Genomic DNA, 25,198 nt, shown 5'->3' with positions numbered 1-25,198 from the left:
CATGCGTAAAGCCCAACCCGGCCTTGCGTTCGGCTTCGCTACACCCCTACGGAGATCACGATGAAAGTACTGAAACTCGCTGCCATTGGCACCGCCCTGTTCGCTGCGTCCGCGGCTGCCAATGCGGGTGCGACCTTCGATAACGTCAAGAAGAAAGGGTTTGTCCAATGCGGCGTTTCGACCGGCATCCCGGGCTTCTCGATCGCGGACAGCAAGGGTGAATACAAGGGCCTGGACGTGGACCTGTGCCGCGCCGTCGCCGCCACCATGTTCGGCGACGCCAGCAAGTTCAAGGTCACGCCGCTGAATACGCAGCAGCGCTTCACCGCCCTGCAGTCGGGCGAAATCGACGTGCTGACCCGCAACACCACCGTCACGCTGACGCGCGACACCACCCTGGGCCTGATCGGCGTGGGCGTGAACTACTACGACAGCCAGGGCGTCATGGTCTCCAAGGACCTGAACGTCAAGAGCGCCAAGGAACTGAACGGCGCCACCATCTGCGTGCAGCCCGGCACCACCACCGAGCTGAACCTGGCCGACTGGTTCCGTGGCCAGAAGATCGAATTCAAGCCCGTCGTGATCGACAAGTACGACGAAATCATCCGCGCCTTCTCGGCCGGCCGTTGCGACGCCTTCACGACCGACAAGTCGCAGCTGGCCTCGACCCGCACCACGCTGGAGAATCCGGACAAGTTCATCATCCTGCCGGAAGACTTCTCCAAGGAGCCGCTGGGCCCCATGGTGCGCCAGGGCGACGAGCAATGGTTCAACGTGATCCGCTGGTCGCTGAACGCGATGCTGGAAGCCGAGGAATACGGCATCACCAAGGCCAACGTCGATGAAATGACCAAGAGCACCAACCCCAACATCCAGCGCATCCTGGGCGTGACCCCGGGCATGGGCAAGAACCTGGGCGTGGACGACAAGTGGGCCTACAACATCATCAAGCAGGTCGGCAACTACGGCGAAAGCTTCGAAGCCACGCTCGGCAAGAGCAGCGCGATGAAGCTGGACCGCGGCCTGAACGCCAGCTATAAGCAAGGTGGCTTGATGTACGGCTGGCCGGTGCGCTAACACACGGCTGCCCGGCATGGCGCCCCAGCGGCGCCATGCCTAGCCCGCCTTCGAGCGGGCGGCAGGAGTGGGCGGCGCGGTCTTTCGGGCCCAGCCGCCCGGTGTCCGACTTCTGTAGATTCATTCATGACGACTCCCAATAAAAACGCCCCGATTTCGGCACCCCCCCGGCGTCTGAACTGGAACGATCCCGGCGTGCGCGCGGTGGTCTATCAAGTGATAGCACTGGCCGCCGTTGCCACGGCGGTGTGGTTCCTGGTTTCAAACACGCTTCACAACCTGTCCGTGCGCAACATCGCCACGGGCTTCGGTTTCCTTCAACGCGAGGCCGGCTTCGCCATCGGTGAAACGCCCATCGCCTATACCCCCGCCGATACGTATGGCCGCGCCATCTGGGTGGGCCTGCTCAACACGCTGCGCGTGGCCGTGCTCGGCATCGTGCTGGCGACCATCCTCGGCACGCTGATCGGCGTCGGCCGGCTGTCCAAGAACTGGCTCGTCGCCAAGATCACCTCGGTCTACGTCGAAGTGATGCGCAACGTGCCGCTGCTGCTGCAGCTGTTCTTCTGGTATGCGCTCATCACCGAGAACATGCCAGGCCCGCGCCAGGCGCACAACCCGCTGCCGGGCGTGTTCATTTCCAACCGCGGCCTGAAGGTGCCGGCGCTGGAAGGTAACTCGCTCGACTGGATGCTGGCCGGCCTCGGCCTGGCCATCGTCGCCATCCTGTTCCTGGGCCACTGGGGCAAGAAGCGCCAGGAAGCCACCGGCCACGTGTTCCCGCTGGGCCGCGCGGCCATCGGCCTGTTGATCGGCCTGCCGGTGATCGGCTGGCTGGTCAGCGGCGCGTCGCTGACGCTGGACATGCCGGAACTGAAGGGCTTCAACTTCAGCGGCGGCCTGACGCTGTCGCCGGAGTTCGCCGCGCTGCTGGCGGGCCTGGTGATCTACACCTCGGCCTTCATCGCCGAAGTGGTGCGCTCGGGCATCCAGGCGGTCAATACCGGCCAGTGGGAAGCCGCCGGCGCGCTGGGCCTGCGCCGCAAGCAGGTGTTGCGCCTGGTGGTGCTGCCGCAGGCGCTGCGCGTCATCATCCCGCCGATGACCAGCCAGTTCCTCAACCTCACCAAGAACAGCTCGCTGGCCGTGGCCATCGGCTATCCGGACATCGTGTCGGTGGTCAACACCACGCTGAACCAGACCGGGCAGGCCATCGAGGGCATTCTCATCATCATGGGCGCGTACCTCACGGTCAGCCTGTCGATCTCGATCTTCATGAACTGGTACAACAAGCGCATTGCGCTGGTGGAGCGTTGATATGAGCAGCACTACGCATACCTCCAGCGAAGGGCTGCCGCCGCCCAAGACCCATGTCGGCGCGTGGGCGTGGCTGCGCTCGCGCCTGTTCTCCTCGCCGCTGAACATCCTGATCACGGTGCTGGTGGCGTGGTTCCTGCTGATGTCGGTGCCGGCATTGGTGGAATGGGCCTTCATCAAGGCCAACTACACCGCCGCCAACGCGCAGGAATGCCGCGCTTCCGTGGGCGGGGCCTGCTGGGCCTTCATCATCGAGAAGCACCGGCTGATCCTGTTCGGCACCTATCCGTTCGACGAGCAGTGGCGCCCGCTGATCGCGACCATCATCCTGGTCGCGGTGATCGTGTGCAGCGGCATCCGCCGTTTCTGGAACTGGAAGCTCGCCATCATCTGGACCGTCGGCCTGACCGCCGTGGCGATCCTGATGTGGGGCGGCGTGCTGGGCCTGACCTACGTCGAGAACGCGCGCTGGGGCGGCCTGCCGCTGACGCTGATCCTGTCGACGTTCGGCATCGCCTTCGCCTTCCCGATCGGCGTGCTGCTGGCCCTGGGCCGGCGCTCGAAGATGCCGGCCATCAAGGCGCTGTGCGTCGTGTACATCGAGCTGATCCGCGGCGTGCCGCTGATCAGCCTGCTGTTCATGTCGTCGGTGATGCTGCCGCTGTTCCTGCCCGAGGGCTTCTCCATCGACAAGCTGCTGCGCGCGCAGATCGCGATCATCATGTTCGCGGCCGCGTATATCGCCGAAACGGTGCGCGGCGGCCTGCAGGCGATCCCCAAGGGCCAGTACGAAGGCGCCGACTCGCTCGGCCTGAACTACTGGCAGCAGATGCGCAAGATCATCCTGCCGCAGGCGCTCAAGATCGTGATCCCGCCGCTGGTCAGCATCTTCATCGCGCTGTTCAAGGACACCTCGCTGGTGGTGATCATCGGCATCTTCGACCTGACGCTGGCGGCCAAGGCGGCCCTGTCCGACGCGGCATGGCGCGGATTCGGGGTGGAGGCGTATCTGTTCATCTCGCTGATCTACTTCGTCTTCTGCTTCTCCATGTCCAAATACAGCCAGGCGCTGGAAAAACGCCTGGCCACCGGTCACGCACGATAGAACCTTGCCGCGGGCCCGCCCCAGGCGGGCCCGCAACGCGATATTTACGGGAGTACAGGCATGTCTGATGCCATCATTCGACTGCAGGACGTGAACAAGTGGTACGGCCAGTTCCACGTGCTGCGCAACATCAACCTGGACGTGGCGCCGGGTGAGCGCATCGTGGTGTGCGGGCCGTCCGGCTCGGGCAAGTCCACCATGATCCGCTGCATCAACCGGCTCGAAGAGCACCAGAAAGGCCACATCATCGTGGACGGCACGGAGCTCACCAACGACCTCAAGCACATCGAGACCATCCGCAAGGACGTCGGCATGGTGTTCCAGCACTTCAACCTGTTCCCGCACCTGACGGTGCTGGAGAACCTGACGCTGGGCCCGATGTGGGTGCTCAAGAAGCCGCGCGCCGAAGCCGAGGCCACGGCCATGAAGTACCTGGAGCGCGTGCGCATCCCGGACCAGGCCAAGAAATTCCCCGGCCAGCTCTCGGGCGGCCAGCAGCAGCGCGTGGCCATCGCCCGCTCGCTGTGCATGAGCCCCAAGATCATGCTGTTCGATGAGCCGACCTCGGCGCTGGACCCGGAAATGGTCAAGGAAGTGCTGGACGTGATGGTCAACCTGGCCCAGGAAAGCGGCATGACGATGCTGTGCGTGACCCACGAAATGGGCTTCGCGCGCAAGGTCGCCAACCGCGTCATCTTCATGGACCGCGGCGAGATCATCGAGCAGAACAGCCCGGACGAGTTCTTCGACAACCCGCAGAACGAGCGCACCAAGCTGTTCCTGAGCCAGATCCTGCATTGAGGCCGGGCGGGCCTGCCCGGCCCCTGCGCCCAGCGTGAAAACGCCTTCCCCGGAAGGCGTTTTTTCTTTGGCGCTTGCGTGGCAGGGCGGCCCGGATTTCGGCCGATTCCAGCGGGCCCGGCAAGGCCTCCTGCCGCCCGGACCGGCCCGGGAACGGGCGGCCGGTCCGGGGAAAAGCGCCCGGTTCTCCTGGTATCCCTTTGTTACGGCATTCATGCCACTGCGGTATGCTACCGACCGCCATTGATGCAATGAGAGGAGCAAACGAGATGAAACCGACCCCCCGTAGCGCCATGCGCCGCGTCCTGCTGGGCGGCGCCGCGGCCCTGGCCGCCACGCTGTCCTTCGGCGCGCCCGCGCTGGCCCAGGCCACCGACTACCCCACCAAGCCGCTGCGCTTCGTGGTGCCTTACCCGCCCGGCGGCCCGCTCGACACCATGGCCCGCATGCTGGCCGAGAAGGTGCGCGGCTCGCTCGGCCAGCCCGTGGTGGTGGAAAACCGCTCGGGCGCCGGCGGCAACATCGGCGCCGACCTGGTGGCCAAGGCCCCGGCCGACGGCTACACCCTGGTGATGGGCGCCGTCGCGACCCACGCCATCAATCCCTGGCTGTTCGCCAACCTGCCCTATGACCCGGTGAAGGACTTCGCCCCGGTCACTATCGTGGCGTCGGTGCCGAACGTGCTGGTGATGAACGTCGAGTTCGCCACCAAGAACAAGATCGAGAAGCTGGCCGACCTGATCGATTACGCCAAGAAGAACCCGGGCAAGCTGAACTACGGTTCGGGCGGCAACGGCAGCGCCGGCCACCTGTCGGGCGAACTGCTCAAGGCGCGCGCCGGCATCAACGTCGAGCACATCCCCTACCAGGGCGCCGCGCCGGCGCAGCTGGCGTTGCTGTCGGGCCAGTCGGACTTCATGTTCGACAACCTGGCGGCCTCGGCGCCGCTGATCAAGGACGGCAAGGTCAAGGCGCTGGCCGTGACCACCGCCCAGCGCTCGTCGCTGCTGGCCGACGTGCCGACGGTGGAAGAATCGGGCATCAAGGGCTTCGACCTGGGCACCTGGTTCGGCGTCTTCACGACCGGCGGCACGCCCGCGCCGATCGTGGCCAAGCTGAACAAGGCCTACTCGGAAGCGATGCAGCAGCCCGACGTCAAGCAACGCCTGCTGACGATGGGTTCGGAAGCGGCGCCGATGACGCCCGAAGCCTTCGCCGAGTTCGTCAAGAACGAAAAGGCCAAGTACCAGGAGATCGTCAAGATCTCCGGCGCCAGCCTGAACTGAGGCTCGCGCGCCCGGCGCGTTCCGGCTGGAGCGCACCGGGCCCGGCGCCGCCCCTGTCCGTCGGGCGGCGTATCCGTCGGGCGGCGTCTCCGTCGGGCGCCGCGATCGCGGCGCCCGCCTCATTTCCGCGGTTCGATCATTCGCGTGGCGCGGCCAGCAGGCCGTCCACCAGCCGCGCCAGCAGCTTGCGGTCGGTGTCCAGGTCGGTGCAGCCGTACTGGTCGGCCTCGCGGTTGACCCAGGCGTCATGCGCGCGCCACTGGTCGCCCGCGGCTTCCAGCCGCAGCGCGTAGATCCAGATGCCGGTCCAGCTGCGATGAAAGCGCAGCACGCCATCGTCGAGATAGATGAACCACTTGTCTTCCATTTCCGCGGGGATGCGCCCCTGGCGCAGCCGCGCGTACTGGTCGGCCGTGTAGGTGGCGTCGAAGGGCAGCGCGGCGCGCTTCTTCGGCGCGGGCAGGTGTTTCCAGGATGCGGCTTGGGCGTCGGGCATGGCAAGCGGTTTGATTTATGCTGGCTGGATGCGCGCCGCCTGCGTGGATTGCGGGCGCGCGACCCTTCGCATACTAAGGCCAGATCATGCATTTGTCCCCCGCCATCCCCATCCTGCGCATCTTTTCCGTCGACAAGGCGCGCGAGTTCTACCTGGATTTCCTCGGCTTCGAGTGGGACTGGGAACATCGCTTCGAACCGGGCCTGCCGCTGTACGCGCAGGTGCATCGCGGCGACCTGGTGCTGCACCTGAGCGAACACCATGGCGACGCCACGCCGGGCTCGGCCGTCTTCGTGCGCACGACGGGCGTGGATGACTACCAGGCGGAACTGATCGCCAGGCGCTATGGCTATGCGCGGCCTGGCGTCGAGGACGCGCCGTGGGGCCGGCTGCTGCAAGTGACCGATCCGTTCGGCAACCGCCTGACGTTCTGCGAATCGCGCGACTGACCGGCGCGGCCCTGGCAGGGCGCCGCGCCGGCGCGGCCGGCTACATCTTGCAGTCGGCCGCGTGCACGTCGGTGTGGTCGCGGGCCAGTACCTTGAGGTTCTTGTAGACCAGCTTGCCGTCCGCGCCGGCCTCGATGTGCAGCAGGTACCAGTCCTGCACCGGATGCTGGTTGGGGCCGAACTTGAACTTGCCGCGCACGCTGGGGAAGTCGGCGCGGCGCAGCGCGTCGCGGAAGGCGTCGGCCTTGCCGGTGATGTCGCCGTCCACCGCCTTCAGGCCCGACGCGATCAGGTTGGCGGTGTCGTAGGCCTGCGCCGCGTAGGCGGTCGGCGCGCGGTTGTAGGCCTTGGTGAAGGCCTCGACGAAATGCCTGTTCTGCGCGTTGTCCAGGTCCGCGCTCCACAGCGAACTCAGGTAGAAGCCCTTGCCGGCGGTGCCGGTGGCGGCCAGCATGCGCTCGTCCATCGAGTAGATGGGCGTGATCATCTTGATCTTGTCGGCCAGGCCGGAGTTGGCGTACTGCTTGGTCAGGTTGATGCCGGCGCCGCCCGGGTGGAACTGGAAGATGGCGTCCGGGTTGAGCGAGCGGATGCGCGCCAGCTCGACCGAGAAGTCGGCCTGTTCCAGCTTGGTGTAGATCTCTTCGGCGATCTCGCCCTTGTAGGTGCGCTTGAAGCCGGCGACGGCGTCGCGGCCGGCCTGGTAGTTGGGCGCCATGACGACGACGCGCTTGGCGCCCAGCTCATTGGCGGCGATGCCGGCGGTGTCGGCGTACGAGTCGTTCTGGAAGGCGACGGCGAAGTAGTTCGGGTTGCAGGCCTTGCCGGCATAGTTGGACGGACCGGCGTTCAGGCTGACGTAGAAGCCGCCGGCGTTGAGCACCGTCGGCCCGACCGCCGCCATGACGTTGGAGAAATTGACGCCCGTGAACAGGCGCACGCCGCCCTGCACCATCTTGTCGGCGATCTGCTTGGCGTTGGCCGGCTTGAGCGCGTCGTCCTCGACCCGCACATTGACCGGCACGCCGCCGAGCTTGCCGCCGCCTTCCTTGACCGCCAGCATGAAGGCGTCGCGTTCGTCCTCGCCGATGTAGCCGGCGGGGGTCGACAGCGTGCCGATGAAGCCGATGTCCACGGGTTTCTGCTGGGCCTGGACGCCGCCGGCGGCCAGTGCCAGCAGCAGCGCGGCGCCGCCGCGGGTGATGCGTGTCGTCATGGTTGTCTCCTCCTGTGCCTGCTTTTTTTATGGCTGGATGGGGCCCGCGAGACAGTTCTCCACTTTCCAGCCGTAGAGCCACTGCAGCGCGTCGTAGAACTGGGACTGGCCGCGGCCGGTCCACAGCATGTTGCGCACGGTGCGTTCGACACCGCGCGCGTGATAGAGCCTGCCCATTTCGCGGGTCGACCAGACCACGCGCGCGCTGCGCGGGATGCGCACCGATTCGTACAGGCGGAAGGCAGCTTGCAGGTCGTGGTCGCAGCGCTTGACGGCTTCGCCCAGCGTCACCGCGTCTTCCAGCGCCATGCAGGCGCCCTGGGCCATGTACTGGGTCATGGGGTGGGCGGCGTCGCCCAGGATGGTCAGGCGGCCCTGGCCCCACTGCTCGACCGGTTCGCGGTCGGCCGTGGCCCAGCGCTTCCACGAGGTTGGGCGGTCGAGCATCTGGTGCGGGCGTGGATGGATGCCCTGGAAGTACGACAGCACTTCCTCCTTGCTGCCCTCGCGCACGCCCCATTGTTCCTGCTCGCGGCTGTGGAAGGTCACCACCAGGTTGTACTGCTGGCCGCCGCGCAGCGGGTAGTGCACCAGGTGGCAGTGCGGGCCGGCCCATAGCACCGGCGCGTTGATGCGCAGTTCCTCGGGCATGTTGTCGCGCTCGACCACGGCGCGGTAGACCACGTGGCCGGTCACGCGCGGCGGATCGCCGATCAGGTGTTCGCGGATCACGGACTTGACGCCGTCGGCGCCGATCACCGCGTCGGCCTGGTAGCGGTTGCCTTCGGTGTCGGTGACCTCCACGCGCCTGCCGTCCTGCGTGACGCTGGCGATCTGCGTCGAGGTGCGAAAGCGGATCAGCGGGTTCTGCTGCACCGCTTCCAGGATGGACAGGTGGATGTCGGCGCGGTGAATCACGGCGTAGGGGCCGCCGAAACGCTCGCGGAAGGCGGCGCCGGTGTCGATGCGCACCACTTCGCGCGCGTCGACCGCGTCCATCATGATGATGTGGTCGGTGAAGACCGCGCGCTGGCGCGCCGTGGCGCCCACGCCCAGCGCGTCGAGCGCGGCGAAGGCGTTGGGGCCGAGCTGGATGCCGGCGCCGATCTCGCCGATGTGCGCGGCCTGCTCCAGCAACTGCACCGCGATGCCCTGGCGCGTCAGCGCCAGCGCCGCGGCCAGGCCGCCGATGCCGCCGCCCACCACGATCACGGATTGGGGCGCGCCCTTTACTGCCGGTGTTGCGTTCATTCCTGGATTCCTTGCATGTTCAGTCGTGGCCGCCGAGGAAGGCGCCTTGCCGCTGCAGTTGCGCCTGCAGCGTGGCGATCGGCAGGTCGGCGGGCGCGATGCCGGCGCGCAGCGCCAGCGCCGACGCGGTGCCGGCGGCCTCGCCCATGACGAAGCAGCTGCCGCTGACGCGCGCGGCCGACTGGCCCTCGTGCGTCATCGACGCGCAGCGTCCGGCCACCAGCACGTTGCCGGCCACGCCGGGGCCGCGGCGCGGCACCATCATGCGGAACGGCAGCTGGTTGTAGCCGCGCGATTCGGGAATCGGCGGCCACATCCATTGCACGTCGCCGGCGGTGTGCATTTCCAGCGGCCAGCCATTGACGCCGATGCTGTCCTCGAAGTCGGCGCAGCCCAGCACGTCGTCCTTGGTCAGCATGGCTTCGCCGACGATGCGGCGGGTCTCGCGGATGCCCAGCTGCGGCGCGATGTCGAGCACGTAGGCATTCTCGAACCCCGGCACCTTGGCGCGCAGGAACTTCAGGTATTCGGTGATCTGGCGGCGGCCTTCCAGCTCGCCGGTCGAGAGCGAGGCGGCGTCGGTGCCGTCGGCCGCGCTGCCATCGGCGTTGGCCAGCTGGGTGACGTTGACGCGCCACTCGTAGTCATGCTTTTGCGGCCGCACGATGGCGCCGCGCCGCGGGAAGGTGAATTCGCCGCTGGCGGTGGCCTGGTCCATCAGCTGCGGAATGGTCTTCCAGGCCTCCTGGGCGCGGGCGCCGTCGACGTTGCCGACCTTGAACATCAGCGTGGGGTAGAGCATGTGGCCCTGCGCGTCGCCCTTCTCGAACGGCAGGCCGCCCCATTGCGCGATGTCGGCGTCGCCGGAGCAGTCGATGAAGACCTTGCCGCGCACCGCGCAGCGCCCCGACTTGGTTTCCAGGAACAGCGCGTCGACATTGCCGGCGGCGTCGCGCGCCAGGCCGGTGGCCAGCGCATGGAACAGGATCCGCGCGCCGCTGTCCTGCACCATGCCGTCGGCCGCGCACTTGAAGGCGGCGATGTCGTAGGCCTGGGCGTGGATCTTGCCCAGGATCAGGTGCGGGTCGTTCAGGCCGTCCAGCGCGCGCATGCGGTCCAGCAGGTCGTCCGTCATGCCATGCACGACCTGGCGGATGGCGCCGCGGATGTTGGCGTGCAGGCCACAGAAGTTGGAGACGCCCGCCGCCGTGCCCATGCCGCCGAGAAAGCCATAGCGTTCCACCAGCAGCACGCTGGCGCCGTTGCGGGCGGCGCTGGCCGCGGCCAGGATGCCGGCGGGGCCGCCGCCCAGCACGACGACGTCGTATTCGCCGTAGAGCGGCACCTGGCGGGCGGGTTCGGTGAGGGTCATGCTTGTCTCCTTGCTTGTCTTGCGGACTGCGTCTGGTGTTGCGAAATGCCGGGCGCCGGGGCGCCCGTTCATGGGCCGGCTTACGGGCCGGCTTATTGGCCCTTGATGCCGAGCTTGGTGATGAGGGGTTCCCAGCGCTTGAGCTCATCGTCCATGTAGGCGCGGAACTCGGCCGGGGTGCTGCCCACGGGGTCCATGAACTGCGCCTGCAGGCGCTTGACCACCTCGGGGTCGCGGATCGCCTGGATCAGCGCGTCCGACAGCTTCTTCTGGATGTCGGCGGGCACCTTGGACGAAATCACGAAACCGATCCAGGCCGAGCCCTCGATGCCGGGCACGCCGACTTCGGCCAGCGTGGGGATCTCGGGCAGCAGCGTGGAGCGCTTGGACGAGGTCACGGCCAGCGCCTTCAGGCGGCCGTCCTTGACCATGCTCATGACGGCGATTGGCGGCAGCGCGGCGAACTGCGTGTCGCCCGACAGCAGCGAGGTCAGCGCGGCCGGCGACGACGGATACGGCACGTGCGTGGCGCGCGCGCCGATCCGTTGCAGCAGCAGTTCCACCGCCAGGTGCGAGACGGTGCCGGCGCCGGGCGAGGGGAAGTTGTACTTGTCCGGGTTCTGCTTGAGCGCTTCGAGCAACTGGCCAATGTTGTCGATACCGGCCTTGGCCGGCACCACCAGCACGTTGGGCTGGTGCACTGCCAGCGTCAGCGGCGACAGGTCGGTGGCGGGCGCGTAGGGCAGCTTGTCGAACAGCAGCGTGTTGTTCACCAGCGGGCCGGTGATCGAGACGCCGAAGGTATAGCCGTCGGGCTTGGCGTTGGCGATGGCGAAGGTGCCGATGTTGCCGCTGGCGCCCGGCTTGTTTTCCACCACCACGGTCTGGCCGAGGATGGCGCCGGCCTTCTCGCCGACGATGCGCGCCACCTGGTCGGGGCTGGAGCCCGGGCCGAACGGCACCAGCGCCTTGAGCGGCTGCGACGGCCAGGCGTCGGCGGCCTGCGCCGCGCCCAGCGGCGCCAGCGCGACCAGTCCCAAGGCCAGCGCGCGCGCCGCGATGCCGCGCGCCCGCGCCAGGGTTGAGGGCTTATGCATGCTTGTCTCCCGCGATCTTCATGTTGTTGAAATAGGTCTGTTCGTTGGCGATGAAGGCCGCCACCATGGCGCGGTAGGCCGCGTCCACCACCTGGTCCAGGTTCTCGAAGCCCTGGTCGTGGCGTTCGGCCAGGCGCCGCACTTTCTCGAACACCTCGGCCTGGCGCGCCGGCGCACTGACCTGGAAGGCGTCGCGCTTGAAGCGCGCGGCGTCCTTCACGTACATGGCGCGCTCGGCCATCAGGCGCACGATCTCGTCGTCCAGGCGGTCGATGTTGGCGCGCACCTCGGCCAGGTTGGCGCACAGCGGGCGGTAGGCCGGATCGGTGTATTCGCGCAGCGGCGCGCCCAGGGTGTCGGGCTCCTGGCCCGGGGAAGCTTGCGTGGTCACTTGATGTAGTCCGGTTGGTTGCTGGGCGCGGCCTGCTGGAACGCGGGCTGCGCGACGCAGTGTTCGTACACGCCCGTCAGGCGCGGGTAGGCCGACAGGTCGCAGCCCATGCGCTGGGCGTTGGCCACCTGCGGCACCAGGCAGCAATCGGCCAGCGTCGGCGCGTCGCCGAAGCAATAGGCGCCTTGGCCGTGGCGGACCAGCAGGGTCTCGACCGCGGTCAGGCCTTCGCGGATCCAGTGGTGATACCAGGCGTTCTTCTGCGCCTCGGTGGCGCCCAGTTCTTCCTGCAGGTAGCGCAGGATGCGCATGTTGTTGACCGGGTGGATGTCGCAGGCGATGGCGTTGGACAGCTCCAGCACGCGGGCGCGCTCGCGCGGCGCGGCCGGGATCAGGCGCGGCTCGGGGTGCGTGGCGTCCAGGTAGTCGATGATGGCGAGCGATTGCGACAGCTGGAAATCGCCTTCCGTCAGCAGCGGCACGCCGGCCGACGGGTTCTGCGCCACGTAGTCGGCGGCGCGCTGTTCCTGCTTGCGCAGGTTCACCGGCACGATATCGAACGGCAGGCCCTTGAGCGCCAGCGCGATGCGCACGCGGTACGAGGTGGAGCTGTTGAAGAAGCTGTGCAGTTGCATGGATGCGGTTCCTCAGGCGATCCGCACGCTGAGCGTGCCCAGGCCGTCGACGCCGCCGACCAGCTTGTCGCCGCGCGTCACGGGGCCCACGCCCTCGGGCGTGCCGGTATAGATCAGGTCGCCGGCCTCCAGGCGGAAGTAGCGCGACAGGTAGGCGATGGTCTCGGCCACCGACCAGATCAGCTGGCCGACGTCGCTGCGCTGCTTGTCGGCGCCGTTGACCTGCAGCCAGATGCCGGCGTGGTGGATGTCGCCGGCCTGCGCGGCGGGCAGCAGCGGGCCGATGGGCGCGCTCTGGTCGAAGGCCTTGCCCAATTCCCAGGGGCGGCCGGCCTCGCGCATCTTCATCTGCAGGTCGCGGCGCGTCATGTCCAGGCCGACGGCGTAGCCCCACACGTGTTCCAGCGCGGCCTCGACCGCGATGTTGGCGCCGCCCTTGCCGATGGCCGCCACCAGCTCGATTTCATAGTGGAAGTTGGCGGTCTCGGGCGGGTAGGGCAGCGTCAGCGTGGCGTCCTGCGCCACCGGCACCACGGCGTCGGCCGGCTTGCAGAAGAAGAACGGCGGTTCGCGGTCGGGGTCGAAGCCCATCTCGCGGGCGTGGGCGGCGTAGTTGCGGCCGACGCAATAGACGCGGCGCACGGGGAAGCGGTCCTGGCTGCCGGCGACGGGCACGGCGACGGGGTCGGCGGGAGCAAACACGTAAGACATGAATCAACCTTTGAAGGCGGAACGGAAAGGGGGAGGGCGGGCGCGGCGGCCCGCCCGCGTCAGGCGATGCGTTCTTCGCGCCACAGGCCCAGCGCGTCCTGCACCGGGCGGTCGGAATAGCTGAACAGGGTGGCGTCTTCCAGCGCCGCCAACTGCACCGGCAGCCACGACGGCGCCACGAACACGTCGCGCGGGCCGAAGTGGAATTCGGCGTCGCCGATGCGGGCGATGCCGCGGCCCTCCACCACGCTGTAGACGGTGGAATCGGTGCTGCGATAGGCCTTGCCCTGGAAGCCGGCCGGCAGCAGCTGCATGAAGGTGGCCATGGTGGGCATGGGGTAGCCGCCGGTGGCCGGATTCAGGTAGCGCAGCTTGACGCCGTCCCACGGGTCGAGCTCGCCGTGGCGGTAGAGCGCGTCCAGCGCCTCGCGGCTGCGCTCGTAGGGATAGTTGAAGATCGGCGAGGTGCCGCTGGCGGCGCGGTGGCGCACCGGCGCCATGTTGTGGCCGTAGCGCGCCATGCTGTCGCCTTCCGGCCGCGTGACGGGCTGGGTGGCGGACGGATAGTTCTCGGCGAAGCCGGCGTCCAGGAAGCGCAGCAGCGGAATGTCCAGGCCGTCGAGCCAGACCACTGGTTCGCCGCCATCGACGGTCTCGGCGTTGCCGTGGTCGTGCCAGGTCCAGGACGGCGTGATGATGAAGTCGCCCGGATGCATGGTGGTGCGCTCGCCGTTGACGGCGGTGTAGGCGCCACGGCCCTCGACGATGAAGCGCAGGGCCGACTGGGTGTGGCGGTGGCTGGGCGCGATCTCGCCCGGCAGGATCAGCTGCAGGCCGGCATACAGGCTTTGCGTGATGCTGGCCTGGCCGGGCAGGCCGGGGTTCTCCAGGATCAGCACGCGCCGCACGGCTTCCTCGGCGGTGATGAGCGAGCCGGAGGCCAGCACGTCGTCGCGCACGTCGTCGTATTTCCAGATCGCCGGCACGCAGCGCGGCGCGGGCTGGCGCGGCACCAGGTTGTGCAGCGACTCCCACAGCGGGGCCATGTGCTTCTGGGCGATGCGCGCGTAATAGGCGGCGCGATCCGCGCCGGGGGGGTGACCGTCGGGCATGTCTGTCTCCTGGGGGCCGGCGTCGGGGCCGGCTTCTGTTGGCCCGTCGCGGCGGGCGCGGCGGGTCCTGATATGGAGACGATTATGCGGAACGAGCTATGTGTTTTGAAATGAAATTATCTTATTATCCATACCAATAACCATATGGATAAGAGACAAGAGGGCCCCATGGACTGGACTCACCGGTTGCGCCTGCGCAACCTGAAAATGCTCCTCAGCCTGGCCCAGACCCGCAACATCAGCCATTCGGCCGCGATGCTCAACACGACCCAGCCGGGGTTGTCGAAATGGCTCAAGGATCTGGAAGACGACATCGGCCTGCCGCTGTTCGAGCGCCATGCCCGCGGCCTGCGGCCGACGCCGCATGGCGATGTGCTGATCGCGCACGCGCAGCGGGTCGAAGCGCAGCTGGACCGCGCCAGCGCCGACATGGCCGCGCTGCGCGAGGGCGGCGGCGGCCGGGTGGTGATCGGCGCCTCGGGCGCATCGGCGTCGGACACCGTGCCGCTGGCGGTGATGAAGCTGCTCGAACGCATGCCGCAGGCCCGCGTGAAACTGGTGGAGGGCACCACCGACCGCCTGCTGGCGCAACTGGCGCAGGGCGACCTGGACATCGTGGTGGGCCGCTCGGCGCCCGAGCATCATGACCCGGCGATCCGCTTCGAGGCCCTGTACCTGGAACCGATCCACCTGGTGGCGCGGCCGCGCCATCCGCTGTTCGCGCGGGAGCAGCCGGGCTGGCCCGAGCTGCTGTCCTACCGCTGGATCCTGTGGCCCAAGGGCACCCCGATCCGCAACGCGGTCGACGCCGCGCTGGCCGCGGCCGGCCAGGCGCCGCCGGCCGACCACGTCGAATCCAATTCAGTCACCATCAACCTCACCCTGATCAACAACAGCGACATGATCGGCGTGGCCTCGCATCGCGCCGCGTTGCGCTTCACGCAGATGAAGGCGATGCGCATCATCCCGGTGCGGCTGTCGGGCTTCGGCTCGGTGGCCATGTACTGGCGCGAGGATGCCTTCCGGCCTACCGCCGTGCAGGAGGCAATGGCCGCGCTGCGCAACACGGTGGCCGAACACGCCCCGGGCGTGACGAGACTGTGATGGCGCCGTCCGGCCCCGGGCTGAATGCGCTGATCGCGCAATGCCGCCGGCTGGAGGCGGCGCTGCGCGAAGCGGCGGGGCAGGCGGGCGCGCCGGACGCATCCGCGGCCATGCACCGCTTCGTCGCCCAGATGGATGCGCGCGCCGCGCCGCCGGGGCTGTGGTCGCCGCTGGTGCTGGCGGTATTGACGATGGTGGGCGGCATCGGGGTCGGCATCGGCCTGTTGAGCCTGCTGTTGCGGCCGGCCGGGCCGGCCCTGGCGGCCTTCGCGCTGGTGCTGGCCTGCGCCGTCACGGCTCTGGTGCTGGCGATCGGCGTGGTGGCGTTCATGGGCGGCTACAGCCTGGGGCTGGTGCTGCTCAAGCGCACCGCGCTGACATTGGCCGCCGCGGGCGGATTGGGGCTGATCGCGTGGTCGCAGGGCGACATGCGCGCGGTCGGCCCGGTGGTCGCGCTGCTGGGCGGCGCCGGCGCGTGGCTGCTGATGAACAGCAATGCGTTCTATGTGTTCGCCGGCTATCGCGTGGCGTTGCGGGTGATGCAGGCGCAGGCGCGGCGGCCGTGAGCCGCCTCTGAGGCGGGCGAGGCGGTCGCGGGACCGCCTGGCCGCCGGTCACTTCGCGGTGTTGGACCAGCCCTTGGACAGTTCCACCGCCTGGCGCCAGCGCCGCATGCGGGCCTCGCGCACCGAGTCCGGCCAGGCCGGCTCGAAGGTGCGTTCGGCCTGCCACTTGGAGGCGAATTCGTCCTGGCCCGACCAGAAGCCGACCGCCAGGCCGGCCAGCCCGGCCGCGCCCAGCGCGGTCGATTCCGGCACTCGCGGGCGCACCACCGGCACGCCCAGCAGGTCGGCCTGCATCTGCATCAGCAGGTCGTTGCGGGCCGCGCCGCCGTCCACCCGCAGCTCGGTCAGCGCGATGCCGCTGTCGCCGTTCATGCAGGTCAGCAGTTCGGCGCTTTGCAGCGCGATGGATTCGAGCGTGGCGCGAGCGATGTGGGCGCGGGTGGTGCCGCGCGTCAGGCCCACCAGGGTGCCGCGGGCGTAGGGATCCCAGTGCGGCGCGCCCAGGCCGGCGAAGGCCGGCACCATGAAGACGTCGTCGGTATCGGCCACGCTGGCGGCCAGCGATTCGATTTCCTCGGAGCGCTGGATGATGCCCAGGCCGTCGCGCAGCCATTGCACCGCGGCGCCGGCCACGAACACGCCGCCTTCCAGCATGTAGGCCGGGCGCCAGCGGTCCTGGCCCGCGGCCGGCAGGCCCCAGCCGACGGTCGACAGCAGGTGGTTGTGCGACTGCACCGGCTTGTCGCCCACGTTCATCAGCATGAAGCAGCCGGTGCCGTAGGTGTTCTTGGCCATGCCGGGCGCAAAGCAGGCTTGGCCGAAGGTGGCGGCCTGCTGGTCGCCGGCCACGCCGGCGATCGGAATCGAGCCGCCCAGCCATTCGGGCAGCGATTCGCCCACCACCGCGCTGCTGGGCGCGATCGACGGCAGCACGCTGCGCGGGATGTTCAGCAGCGCCAGGATCTCGTCGTTCCAGTCCTGCGTGTGCAGGTCGAACAGCATGGTGCGCGAGGCGTTGCTGGGGTCGGTGCTGTGCACCGCGCCGCCGGTCAGCTGCCAGATCAGCCAGGTGTCGATGGTGCCGAAGGCCAGCTCGCCGCGTTCGGCCTTCTGGCGCGCGCCGGGCACGTGATCCAGCAGCCAGGCCAGCTTGGTGCCCGAGAAATAGGCGTCCAGCACCAGCCCGGTACGCGATTGCAGGAAATCGGCGTGGCCGTCCTGGCGCAGCTGGTCGCACATGGGCGCCGTGCGGCGGTCCTGCCAGACGATGGCGCGGGCCAGCGGGCGGCCGCTGGCGCGGTCCCAGATGACGGTGGTTTCGCGCTGGTTGGTGATGCCGATGGCGGCGACGTCGGCGGCGCTGGCCGCGGCGTTGCGCAAGGCCTCGCGCGCCACGTCCAGCTGGCTGTGCCAGATCTCGCCGGGATCATGCTCGACCCAGCCCGGCCGCGGGTAGTGCTGGCGGAATTCGCGTTGGCCGATGCCGCGCACCACGCCGTCGCGATCGAACACGATGGCGCGGGAGCTGGTCGTGCCCTGGTCCAGGGCTAGGACAAATTCATTCGTCGTCACTGTTTTTGGCGCCGTTCAGGTGTGCCCCGGCCAGCGGATCGAGGCGTCTAAAGGAGAAGACCGAAGCCGCGCACAGCAGGCCGATGACGATGAAGCCGGCGATCACGTCGCCCACCGCCAGCGTCTCGGCCCCGCGCAGGGTCATGCTGATGTTCAGGGTCACCGCGGCCACGCCCACGCCCAGGCTGATGCCGAGCTGCTGCGCCATGGCGGCGAAGCTGCTGGCGCGGCTCATCTTGGCCGGGGGAATGTCGGCATAGGTTAGCGTATTTACGCCGGTGAACTGCAGCGAGCGGAAGAAGCCGCCGATCAGCAGGATGGCGATCAGCAGCCAGACCGGCGTGGCCGACGTGAAGGTGGCGCAGACCATGATGAAGACGCCGGTCAGCACCGCGTTCACGGTCAGCACGCGGCGAAAGCCGAAATGCCTGACGATCGGGGTGGCCACGAACTTCATCAGCAGCGCGCCGGCGGCGCTGGCGAAGGTGATCAGGCCGGCCGAGAACGGCGACAGGCCGAAGCCCACCTGCAGCAGCATGGCCAGCAGGAAGGGCGTGGCGCCCACCGCGAAGCGGCACAGGTTGCCGCCCAGCGTCGAGATGGCGAACGTGGGGATGCGCATCAGCGACAGGTCGATGATCGCGTAATCGATGCGGCGCGCGTGCCAGCCGTACAGCAGGCCGCAGAGGGCGCCCACGGCGATCAAGCCCAGCAGCATCGGCAGCGGCATCACGTCGCGGCCGATGGCCTCGAAGCCGCTGACCAGGGCGGCCAGGCACACGGCGCTGAGCAAAAAGCCCAGCCAGTCCAGGCGCGGCGCCGTCTCTTCCTTGATCTCGGCCACGTAGCGCAGCACCAGCGCGATGCCGAGCACGCCGATGGGGATGTTGATCAGGAAGATCCAGTGCCACGACATGTAGGTGACCATGAAGCCGCCCAGCGGCGGCCCGATCACCGGCCCCAGCAGCGCCGGGATCGACAGGAACGACATGGCCTTGAGCAGGTCCTGCTTGGGTACGGTGCGCAGCAGGATGATGCGGCCCACCGGCACCATCATGGCCCCGGCCATGCCCTGCACGATGCGGGCGATGACCAGCTGCGGCAGGTCTTGCGACAGGGCACAGGCCACGGAGCTGAGGGTGAACAGGCCGATGGCGGCGATGAAGACGCGGCGGGCGCCGTAGCGGTCGGCGGCCCAGCCGCTGACCGGCACGAACACGGCCACCGACAGCAGGTAGGAGGTGATGGCCACGTTCAGCCGCACCGGGGTCGATCCCAGGGCCCGGGCCATGGCCGGCAGGGCGGTCGCCACCACGGTCGCGTCCAGCATCTGCATGAACAGCGCGCAGCCGACGATGAAGGGAATCATGCGTGCCGCGCGTACCGCGTCCGGGGTTGAGGGAGGAGCGGGATTGGCTGCGGCTGCGGATTCGGCGGACATGGCGGAGGGGGGCGGTGGGACCCGGAAGATTGTAACGCCGGGCCCCGGCCCCGGGTGCAGTAAACTGGCGGCATCCGAAACCCAATGAAATTGGTGCCATGGCGACCAACTACGAATCCGAGATCACCCAGTTCCTGAAAGACTTCAAGCAGTCGCACCCTGGCACCGAAGAGCGCCAGCGTGAAGGCCGCGCCCGTCTCTGGGACAAACCGCAGGACGCGGAACTGCTGGAAGGCTTCCGCGCCGCCCGCGTGCCGCAAAAGCCGTACGTGTATCAGGCCGACTGATACTGTTGCGGCAGCCATGGCCCACCCCCCCTCCGTCCCGGGCGATGCCCTGGCCGCGCTAGTGGAACCGTCCGTCGACAGCACCCCCGACACCATCGACAGCGTGGCGTTCGCGCGGCTGTACGGCGAGCCGCTGTTCCAGATGCCGACGGACCTTTACATTCCGCCGGACGCGCTCGAGATCTTCCTCGAGGCCTTCGAGGGGCCGCTGGACCTGCTGCTCTACCTGATCCGCAAGCAGAACTTCAACGTTCTGGACATCCCCATGGCGGATGTCACGCGGCAGTACCTGTCCTATGTGGAACAGATCCGCATCCACAACCTGGAGCTGGCCGCCGAGTACCTGCTGATGGCGGCCATGCTGATCGAGATCAAGTCGCGCATGCTGCTGCCGGTCAAGAAGACCGACACCGGCGAAGAGCCCGAGGATCCGCGCGCCGAACTGGTGCGCCGCCTGCTCGAGTACGAGCAGATGAAGCTGGCCGCGCAGAAGCTCGACGCCATGCCGCAGCTGGGCCGCGACTTCGTCACCAGCCACGCCGTCGCCGACCTGAGCGTCGAGCGCATGCTGCCCGAGGTCAGTGTCGACGACCTGCGCGCCGCGTGGGCCGACATCATGAAGCGGGCCAAGCTCAACCAGCACCATCACATCACCCGCGAACAGCTGTCGGTGCGCGACCACATGACGCACATCCTGCGGCGCCTGAACGACGTGCGTTTCATCGAGTTCGGCGACCTGTTCATGGAACGGGTGCGCGAAGGCGCGCCGGCCGCGGTGGTGGTGGTGCACTTCATCGCCATGCTGGAACTGGCGCGCGAGTCGCTGCTGGAGATCACGCAGGCCGAGCCTTACGCGCCCATCTACGTGCGCCTGGCCTACACCAGCGTCGCGGCGGTCGCGGCCTGATCCGATTCCCCCCGGGCTGTGCGCCCAACCCCGGAGATTCCCCTTGAAAGTCGTCCACACCATCCAGGAACTGCGCGACCACCTGCGCGGCCAGAACCGCGTGTCGTTCGTGCCCACCATGGGCAACCTGCACGAAGGCCACCTGGCGCTGATGAAGCTGGCGCGCCAGCACGGCGACCCGGTGGTCGCCAGCATCTTCGTGAACCGCCTGCAATTCGGGCCGAACGAGGATTTCGACCAATACCCGCGCACCCTGGCCGCCGACATCGAGAAGCTCGAGCGCGAACGCGACGTCTATGTGCTGTTCGCGCCCAACGAGCGCGAGATGTACCCGGAGCCGCAGAACTACCGCGTGCAGCCGCCGGACGACCTGGGCGACATCCTGGAAGGCGAGTTCCGCCCGGGCTTCTTCGCCGGCGTCAGCACCGTGGTGCTCAAGCTGTTCTCCTGCGTGCAGCCGCGGGTGGCGGTGTTCGGCAAGAAGGACTACCAGCAGCTGATGGTGGTGCGCAACATGTGCCGCCAGTTCCAGCTGCCGGTGGAAGTGCTGGCGCACGAGACCGTGCGCGCCGATGACGGCCTGGCGCTGTCCTCGCGCAACCGTTACCTGAGCGATGCCGAGCGCGCCGAGGCCCCGGCCCTGTACGCCGCCCTGCATAACGTCGGCCAGCGCCTGGCGGCCGGCGAGCGCGATGCCGCCAAGCTGGAACGCGAGGCCACCCAGCACCTGGCCGATCGCGGCTGGAAGGTGGACTACATCGCCCTGCGCCGCCAGCGCGACCTCAAGCGTCCGGAAGCCGCCGACCTGCAGGCCGGCGAGCCGATGGTGGTGCTGGCCGCCGCCAAGCTGGGCGCGACGCGCCTGATCGACAACCTGGAACTGTCCTACACGGCCTGAGCCGGTCGCGCCGCGGCCCGTTCCGCCCGGGCCGCGCACCCCCTGGCAAAATTGCCAGCTTATGCCGCCGCCGGGGGCGGGGCAGACTCTCTGCAAGTCTTCATTGCAGAGCCGTTCCATGCACGTTCCCCGCGCCGACCTCGATTGCCTCCTGTCCACCCTGACGCCGCGCGAGCGCCAGATCGTCGCCTATGTCGCGGCCGGCCGTCCCAACAAGGTCATCGCCATCGACCTGGGCATTTCCCTGCGCACCGCCGAGGCCCATCGCGCCCGGATCTTCGACAAGCTTGGCGTTCGCAACGCCATGCAGCTGGCCTGCCGGCTGTGCGCGTACGGCCAATTGGGCGTGTCGCCCGTGCTGGGGGCGCCGCTGCCGTGCGGGCCGGACGTGGCGGCGCCGGCCGCGTCCCTGCCCGAGCCCGCCCACCCCGCTTTGGACACGCCCGCGCCAGCCGCGCGCTATGCGCTGCGGGCGGAGCGGGTCGATGTCATCCTCGCGGATTGCTGCGCGGCGCTGGTCCGTAAAGGCTATTGGAGTAAGTAGGCACTTACTTTAGGGTTGATCAACCGCGCATGGGCGGTCTTGCCGCGCGGGGCGTCGCCCCAAAAACCAAGGGCCTGGCGGATGCGTCATCCGGCAGGCCCTACGGGGGAGCGTCAGGCCGGGGTCATGCCCGGCCCGCCAGGTTCAGGGGCACTGGGGCGCCTGGGCCTTGGCCAGCTCGTCGATCGGATCCAGGTCCGGCTGGCGGGTCAGGTTGTAGTTCAGGTTGGGCGTCTGGCCGCCGATGGAGCGCACTCGCAGCACGTTGTTGGCGGCGACCACGAATTCGACCCGCATGTTGCCCTTGCTGTCGAGCAGCATGACGCGCGGCGGGCGCTCGTCGGTGGCGTCCCAGCAGCCTTGTTCGACGATCGGCGCGGCCTTCTGGGGATCATTTTCCAGGTAGGCGGTGCGGCCGCGCCAGCGACCGTTGGGCGCCAGGGTCAGGGTGACGCGCTGCGCCGTGCACTGCATGGCGGGCGAGAAACACGGCAGGGTGCCCATGTAGGTCTGCGGCTGCGGCACCAGGCTGTTGGCGGTGGCGCTCTGCGTGGTGGCGGGCGCCGGGACGGGCGCCGCGCCGGCCGAGCCGGCGCTGGCGCCGCTGTCCGCGCCTTCCGGCACGGGCTGGCCGTCCTCGGTGGTGGCGCCCTGGGCCGCGGCGGCCTGGGTCGGGGTCTTTTTCTGGTCGGGCTTGAGCGCGATCTGCACCTGCGACGGGGCCCGCAGCACGGTGCGGTAGCCGGCGCCGGAACCCTGGTACTGGGCGTCGGTGACGGTGCTTTCGACCGGGGGATCGTAATAGCCTTCGGTGCGTTGCTGGGCGCAGCCCGCGGCACCCAGCACCGTGCCCGCTAGCAGCAGCCCCATCATGCTGAGTTTGCGGGGGCGGGTAAGGATTTCGACGCGCGCGGCCATGGCAGCTGATCCGTAAGTTGAGTCTGTCTCCGATTTTACGCACTTATGCGAAGATTCGATACGTTCCCCCTCATCCTGAAAGGCGTTGCCGGCACTTTATGCACAAATTACGACACGGCTCCCGGCAGCCCGCCCGCCGCCCTGCCGCCGGCGCTCGTCCGCCGGCGCGGCGGCTAGTGTCGCGGGGGCGCGCATGACGCTGTGGCATGTCCTACCGGTGCCGCTGGCGGCGTTCATCGCGCTGGCCGCGCTGGCCGGCCTGCTGGTCGGCGGCTGGCTGACGCGGGTGACCTACCGCCTGCCGCGCATGATGGAACGCGAGTGGCAGGCGCAATGCCAGGAGGCGGCGGGCCATGCCCGGCCGGCGACGGACGCCGGCCTGCTGACGCCGGCCGCGCATTGCCCGAGCTGCGAGGCGCCGGTGACCGGTTGGCGCCGCCTGCCGCTGCTGGGCTGGCTGGCGCTGCGCGGCCGCTGCGCCGCGTGCGGCGCCCCGATCGGCTGGCGCTACCCCGCCATCGAGTCGATCACCTGCATCCTGTTCGCCGCCTGTGCCTGGCGTTTCGGCGCCACGCCCATCGCGTTGTGCGCCATGGGCCTGTCGGCGGCGCTGGTGGCGCTGGCCTGGATCGACCTGGAATCGACCCTGCTGCCGGACGCGATCACGCTGCCGCTGGCCTGGGCCGGCCTGCTGGTGAATCTGTTCGACGCCTTCACGCCGCTGTCGATGGCGGTGGTGGGCGCGGTGGCCGGCTACCTGTTCCTGTGGGTTATCTTTCATGCATTCCGCCTGCTGACCGGCCGCGAAGGCATGGGCTACGGCGATTTCAAGCTGCTGGCGGCGCTGGGGGCCTGGTTCGGCGTCGGCGCCTTGCCCATGCTGCTGCTGGGCGCGTCGGTGGTCGGCGTGGTGGTGGGCGGCGCCCTGACGCTCAGCGGCCGGGCCAGCCGCGGCCAGGCGCTGCCGTTCGGCCCGTACCTGGCGCTGGCGGGCGTGGCCGTGCTGCTGCTGGGCGGCGAGCAGGGCCTGGGATGGTTGCTGCATTGAATGGTTGAACGCGCGCGCGCTACCCGCGGCGGCCCGTGCCGGATGGCGCGGCGGGGCGGCCTGGGCCGCGCCGCAAACGAAGGACGAACATGTTCAAGATCGGTCTGACAGGGGGCATCGGCTCGGGCAAATCGCGCGTGGCCGACATGCTGGGCGAATGGGGCGCGTCGGTGGTCGATACCGACGAGATCGCGCGCGCGCTGACCGCGGCCGGCGGCGCAGCGATGCCCGCCATCGAACGCGAATTCGGGCCCGACGCGCTGACGCCGGCCGGCGCCCTGGACCGCGACTGGATGCGCGAGCGCGCGTTCGCCGATCCGCGGGTCCGACTGCGCCTGGAAGCCATTCTGCACCCGGCCATCGGCCACGAAACCGAACGCCAGGCCGAGGCCGCGCGCGGCGCGTATCTGGTGTTCGTGGTGCCGTTGCTGGTCGAGTCGATCGGGCGCTGGCGCGACCGCGTCGACCGCATCTGCGTGGTCGATTGCGATCCCGATACCCAGGTGGCCCGCGTGCAGTCGCGCAGCGGGCTGACGGACTCAGCCATCCGGCGTATCATGGCGGCACAGGCTGCGCGGGCGGACCGGCTCGACGTCGCGGACGACGTCATCGACAATGGCGGCGCGACCTCGCCGGAGCAATTGCGCGCGCAGGCGAAGACCCTGCATGATCGCTGGCTCGAGCTGGCGGCCACGACGGGCCGGCAAGCCCCGGGCTTGGCCGGCACCCCTGAATAATCTCGGCCTGCTGGCCGACCTCTGATGGGCCTGTTTACAAGCGTGATTGTTTACGAATATCCCTTCAACGAGCGCATCCGCGCCTACCTGCGGCTCGAATACCTGTTCGACAGGCTGTTCTTCTTTGCCCGCGAGGGGGATTCACGCCAGCACCAGGTCGCCGTCACCTCGTTGTTCGATCTGCTCGATGTCTGCGAACGCACCGACGTGAAAGGCTCGGTGCTGCAGGACCTCGAACGCCAGCGCGTCGCGTTGGTGGGGCTGCGCGACCACCCTGGCGTGGCGCAGGACGCGCTCGAAGGCATGCTGCGCGAACTCGAAAAAGTGGCTTCGGCCCTGGCGGCGCCGGGCAAGACCGGCCAGTCGCTGCGCGAGAACGAATGGCTCACCAGCCTGCGCGGCCGCCTGGCGGTGCCCGGCGGCGCGACCCAGGTCGACATGCCGTCGTACTACGCCTGGCAGCACAAGTCCGAAGCCGCGCGCTGCGCCGACCTGCAGGCCTGGCTGGCCCCCTTCACCGCCCTGAACGATGGCCTGACCCTGGCGCTGCGCCTCTTGCGCGAGTCCGGTCGCAAGACCGACATCGTGGCCGAGCAGGGCGCCTACCAGGAGATGCTGGGCGGTAAGCAGTTCCAGCTGCTGCGCGTCTGGGTCGATCCGGAGCAGGGCGTCTTTCCCGAGATCAGCGCGAATAAGTACATGATCTGGATCCGCTTTTCGACCCAGGACGGCGAATTCAAGCCCCAGCAGGTGGCGCGCAGCATCCCCTTCCAGATCACGCTCTGCAATTCGTAGCCCGGCGGGCGCGGGGGGCGGTCATCCCGCCCCGATTCCTGTTGCGGCCGATTTCAGCGGTAACG

The 25,198-nt window shown here is 68.6% G+C and carries 27 protein-coding genes; 15 read left to right on the top strand and 12 right to left on the bottom strand.

The genetic code is table 11. The features are described 5' to 3' along the window. The first annotated feature begins 60 nt into the window (after positions 1-60). The 5 genes from AC1HFW_RS18115 to AC1HFW_RS18095 all read left to right on the top strand — a co-directional run bounded on the left by AC1HFW_RS18115 (position 61) and on the right by AC1HFW_RS18095 (position 5,586). Positions 61-1,077 (top strand): amino acid ABC transporter substrate-binding protein, encoded by a 1,017-nt coding sequence (locus AC1HFW_RS18115; RefSeq protein ID WP_006392661.1) that lies wholly within the window; start codon positions 61-63, stop codon positions 1,075-1,077. Between the two features lie 126 nt (positions 1,078-1,203). Continuing rightward, positions 1,204-2,394 carry an amino acid ABC transporter permease gene (locus tag AC1HFW_RS18110; protein ID WP_061072561.1) on the top strand — a complete coding sequence of 397 codons (1,191 nt, stop codon included), beginning with the start codon at positions 1,204-1,206 and terminating at the stop codon, positions 2,392-2,394. Between the two features lies 1 nt (position 2,395). Beyond that, the gene (locus tag AC1HFW_RS18105) at positions 2,396-3,499 is read left to right on the top strand and encodes an amino acid ABC transporter permease (protein WP_479284695.1); all 1,104 of its coding nucleotides are present in this window, start codon (positions 2,396-2,398) and stop codon (positions 3,497-3,499) included. Positions 3,500-3,559: 60 nt separating this feature from the next. Further along, positions 3,560-4,300 (top strand): amino acid ABC transporter ATP-binding protein, encoded by a 741-nt coding sequence (locus AC1HFW_RS18100; protein ID WP_006386910.1) that lies wholly within the window; start codon positions 3,560-3,562, stop codon positions 4,298-4,300. A 269-nt stretch (positions 4,301-4,569) separates the two neighbouring features. Continuing rightward, complete coding sequence (locus AC1HFW_RS18095) at positions 4,570-5,586, top strand: Bug family tripartite tricarboxylate transporter substrate binding protein (protein WP_035359941.1); 1,017 nt, start codon at positions 4,570-4,572, stop codon at positions 5,584-5,586. Between the two features lie 136 nt (positions 5,587-5,722). Here the strand turns inward: AC1HFW_RS18095 and AC1HFW_RS18090 are convergent, their stop codons facing one another. Then, entirely contained in the window at positions 5,723-6,082 is a 360-nt protein-coding gene (locus tag AC1HFW_RS18090) for a hypothetical protein (RefSeq protein WP_198485783.1), read from the bottom strand. An 86-nt stretch (positions 6,083-6,168) separates the two neighbouring features. On the opposite strand from AC1HFW_RS18090, the gene AC1HFW_RS18085 reads away from it, so the two are divergent. Next, complete coding sequence (locus tag AC1HFW_RS18085; protein ID WP_006392667.1) at positions 6,169-6,531, top strand: glyoxalase superfamily protein; 363 nt, start codon at positions 6,169-6,171, stop codon at positions 6,529-6,531. Between the two features lie 40 nt (positions 6,532-6,571). Here AC1HFW_RS18085 and AC1HFW_RS18080 read toward each other — a convergent pair whose 3' ends face one another. The 8 genes from AC1HFW_RS18080 to gtdA all read right to left on the bottom strand — a co-directional run bounded on the left by AC1HFW_RS18080 (position 6,572) and on the right by gtdA (position 14,316). Next, entirely contained in the window at positions 6,572-7,747 is a 1,176-nt protein-coding gene (locus tag AC1HFW_RS18080; protein ID WP_006392668.1) for an ABC transporter substrate-binding protein, read from the bottom strand. Positions 7,748-7,774: 27 nt separating this feature from the next. Continuing rightward, the gene (locus AC1HFW_RS18075) at positions 7,775-8,998 is read right to left on the bottom strand and encodes a 3-hydroxybenzoate 6-monooxygenase (protein WP_241072846.1); all 1,224 of its coding nucleotides are present in this window, start codon (positions 8,996-8,998) and stop codon (positions 7,775-7,777) included. 19 nt (positions 8,999-9,017) lie between these two features. Next, positions 9,018-10,370, bottom strand: coding sequence for an FAD-dependent oxidoreductase (locus tag AC1HFW_RS18070; RefSeq protein WP_479284687.1), 1,353 nt, complete (start codon positions 10,368-10,370; stop codon positions 9,018-9,020). 92 nt (positions 10,371-10,462) lie between these two features. Next, a complete protein-coding gene (locus tag AC1HFW_RS18065; RefSeq protein ID WP_198485780.1) occupies positions 10,463-11,467 on the bottom strand; it encodes a Bug family tripartite tricarboxylate transporter substrate binding protein in 1,005 nt (334 codons plus the stop codon). After that, positions 11,460-11,858, bottom strand: a complete 399-nt coding sequence (locus tag AC1HFW_RS18060) for a chorismate mutase (protein ID WP_006392672.1) — start codon at positions 11,856-11,858, stop codon at positions 11,460-11,462. Before AC1HFW_RS18060 ends, AC1HFW_RS18065 begins: the two co-directional genes overlap by 8 nt. Next, positions 11,855-12,493 carry a maleylacetoacetate isomerase gene (gene maiA, locus AC1HFW_RS18055; protein WP_006392673.1) on the bottom strand — a complete coding sequence of 213 codons (639 nt, stop codon included), beginning with the start codon at positions 12,491-12,493 and terminating at the stop codon, positions 11,855-11,857. Before maiA ends, AC1HFW_RS18060 begins: the two co-directional genes overlap by 4 nt. A gap of 12 nt (positions 12,494-12,505) precedes the next feature. Continuing rightward, on the bottom strand, positions 12,506-13,204 hold the full coding sequence (locus AC1HFW_RS18050; RefSeq protein WP_061072554.1) for a fumarylacetoacetate hydrolase family protein: 699 nt from the start codon (positions 13,202-13,204) through the stop codon (positions 12,506-12,508). Between the two features lie 59 nt (positions 13,205-13,263). Then, positions 13,264-14,316: a gentisate 1,2-dioxygenase gene (gene gtdA, locus AC1HFW_RS18045; protein WP_116522062.1), complete on the bottom strand. Its 1,053-nt coding sequence runs from the start codon at positions 14,314-14,316 to the stop codon at positions 13,264-13,266. Positions 14,317-14,484: 168 nt separating this feature from the next. On the opposite strand from gtdA, the gene AC1HFW_RS18040 reads away from it, so the two are divergent. Both AC1HFW_RS18040 and AC1HFW_RS18035 read left to right on the top strand, forming a co-directional pair. Further along, complete coding sequence (locus AC1HFW_RS18040) at positions 14,485-15,420, top strand: LysR family transcriptional regulator (RefSeq protein ID WP_035359946.1); 936 nt, start codon at positions 14,485-14,487, stop codon at positions 15,418-15,420. Continuing rightward, a complete protein-coding gene (locus tag AC1HFW_RS18035) occupies positions 15,420-15,986 on the top strand; it encodes a hypothetical protein (protein ID WP_006392677.1) in 567 nt (188 codons plus the stop codon). Before AC1HFW_RS18040 ends, AC1HFW_RS18035 begins: the two co-directional genes overlap by 1 nt. A 48-nt stretch (positions 15,987-16,034) precedes the next feature. Here AC1HFW_RS18035 and glpK read toward each other — a convergent pair whose 3' ends face one another. Further along, complete coding sequence (glpK, locus tag AC1HFW_RS18030; RefSeq protein WP_061072552.1) at positions 16,035-17,558, bottom strand: glycerol kinase GlpK; 1,524 nt, start codon at positions 17,556-17,558, stop codon at positions 16,035-16,037. Beyond that, positions 17,545-18,999 carry a DHA2 family efflux MFS transporter permease subunit gene (locus tag AC1HFW_RS18025; protein ID WP_035359950.1) on the bottom strand — a complete coding sequence of 485 codons (1,455 nt, stop codon included), beginning with the start codon at positions 18,997-18,999 and terminating at the stop codon, positions 17,545-17,547. Before AC1HFW_RS18025 ends, glpK begins: the two co-directional genes overlap by 14 nt. 98 nt (positions 19,000-19,097) lie before the next feature. On the opposite strand from AC1HFW_RS18025, the gene AC1HFW_RS18020 reads away from it, so the two are divergent. The 4 genes from AC1HFW_RS18020 (at position 19,098) to AC1HFW_RS18005 (ending at position 21,635) form a co-directional block, all read left to right on the top strand. Continuing rightward, positions 19,098-19,286, top strand: coding sequence for a DUF3460 family protein (locus AC1HFW_RS18020; RefSeq protein WP_006392680.1), 189 nt, complete (start codon positions 19,098-19,100; stop codon positions 19,284-19,286). A 16-nt stretch (positions 19,287-19,302) separates the two neighbouring features. After that, complete coding sequence (locus tag AC1HFW_RS18015; protein WP_006392681.1) at positions 19,303-20,193, top strand: segregation and condensation protein A; 891 nt, start codon at positions 19,303-19,305, stop codon at positions 20,191-20,193. A 43-nt stretch (positions 20,194-20,236) separates the two neighbouring features. Continuing rightward, positions 20,237-21,091 (top strand): pantoate--beta-alanine ligase, encoded by an 855-nt coding sequence (gene panC, locus AC1HFW_RS18010; RefSeq protein ID WP_479284679.1) that lies wholly within the window; start codon positions 20,237-20,239, stop codon positions 21,089-21,091. Between the two features lie 118 nt (positions 21,092-21,209). Then, a complete protein-coding gene (locus AC1HFW_RS18005) occupies positions 21,210-21,635 on the top strand; it encodes a response regulator transcription factor (RefSeq protein WP_479284677.1) in 426 nt (141 codons plus the stop codon). A 144-nt stretch (positions 21,636-21,779) separates the two neighbouring features. Here AC1HFW_RS18005 and AC1HFW_RS18000 read toward each other — a convergent pair whose 3' ends face one another. After that, entirely contained in the window at positions 21,780-22,553 is a 774-nt protein-coding gene (locus tag AC1HFW_RS18000; protein ID WP_479284675.1) for a copper resistance protein NlpE N-terminal domain-containing protein, read from the bottom strand. Between the two features lie 193 nt (positions 22,554-22,746). Here AC1HFW_RS18000 and AC1HFW_RS17995 point away from each other — a divergent pair, with 193 nt between their 5' ends. The 3 genes from AC1HFW_RS17995 to zapD all read left to right on the top strand — a co-directional run bounded on the left by AC1HFW_RS17995 (position 22,747) and on the right by zapD (position 25,133). Beyond that, positions 22,747-23,601, top strand: a complete 855-nt coding sequence (locus AC1HFW_RS17995) for a prepilin peptidase (RefSeq protein WP_061072549.1) — start codon at positions 22,747-22,749, stop codon at positions 23,599-23,601. Positions 23,602-23,690: 89 nt separating this feature from the next. Beyond that, the gene (gene coaE, locus AC1HFW_RS17990; RefSeq protein ID WP_061072548.1) at positions 23,691-24,338 is read left to right on the top strand and encodes a dephospho-CoA kinase; all 648 of its coding nucleotides are present in this window, start codon (positions 23,691-23,693) and stop codon (positions 24,336-24,338) included. A gap of 42 nt (positions 24,339-24,380) precedes the next feature. Then, the gene (gene zapD / locus AC1HFW_RS17985; protein WP_035361200.1) at positions 24,381-25,133 is read left to right on the top strand and encodes a cell division protein ZapD; all 753 of its coding nucleotides are present in this window, start codon (positions 24,381-24,383) and stop codon (positions 25,131-25,133) included. Positions 25,134-25,198 lie beyond the last annotated feature (65 nt).

The organism is Achromobacter sp. ISS7, from assembly GCF_056523125.1.
This window is presented reverse-complemented; position numbering and strand designations above follow the sequence as displayed.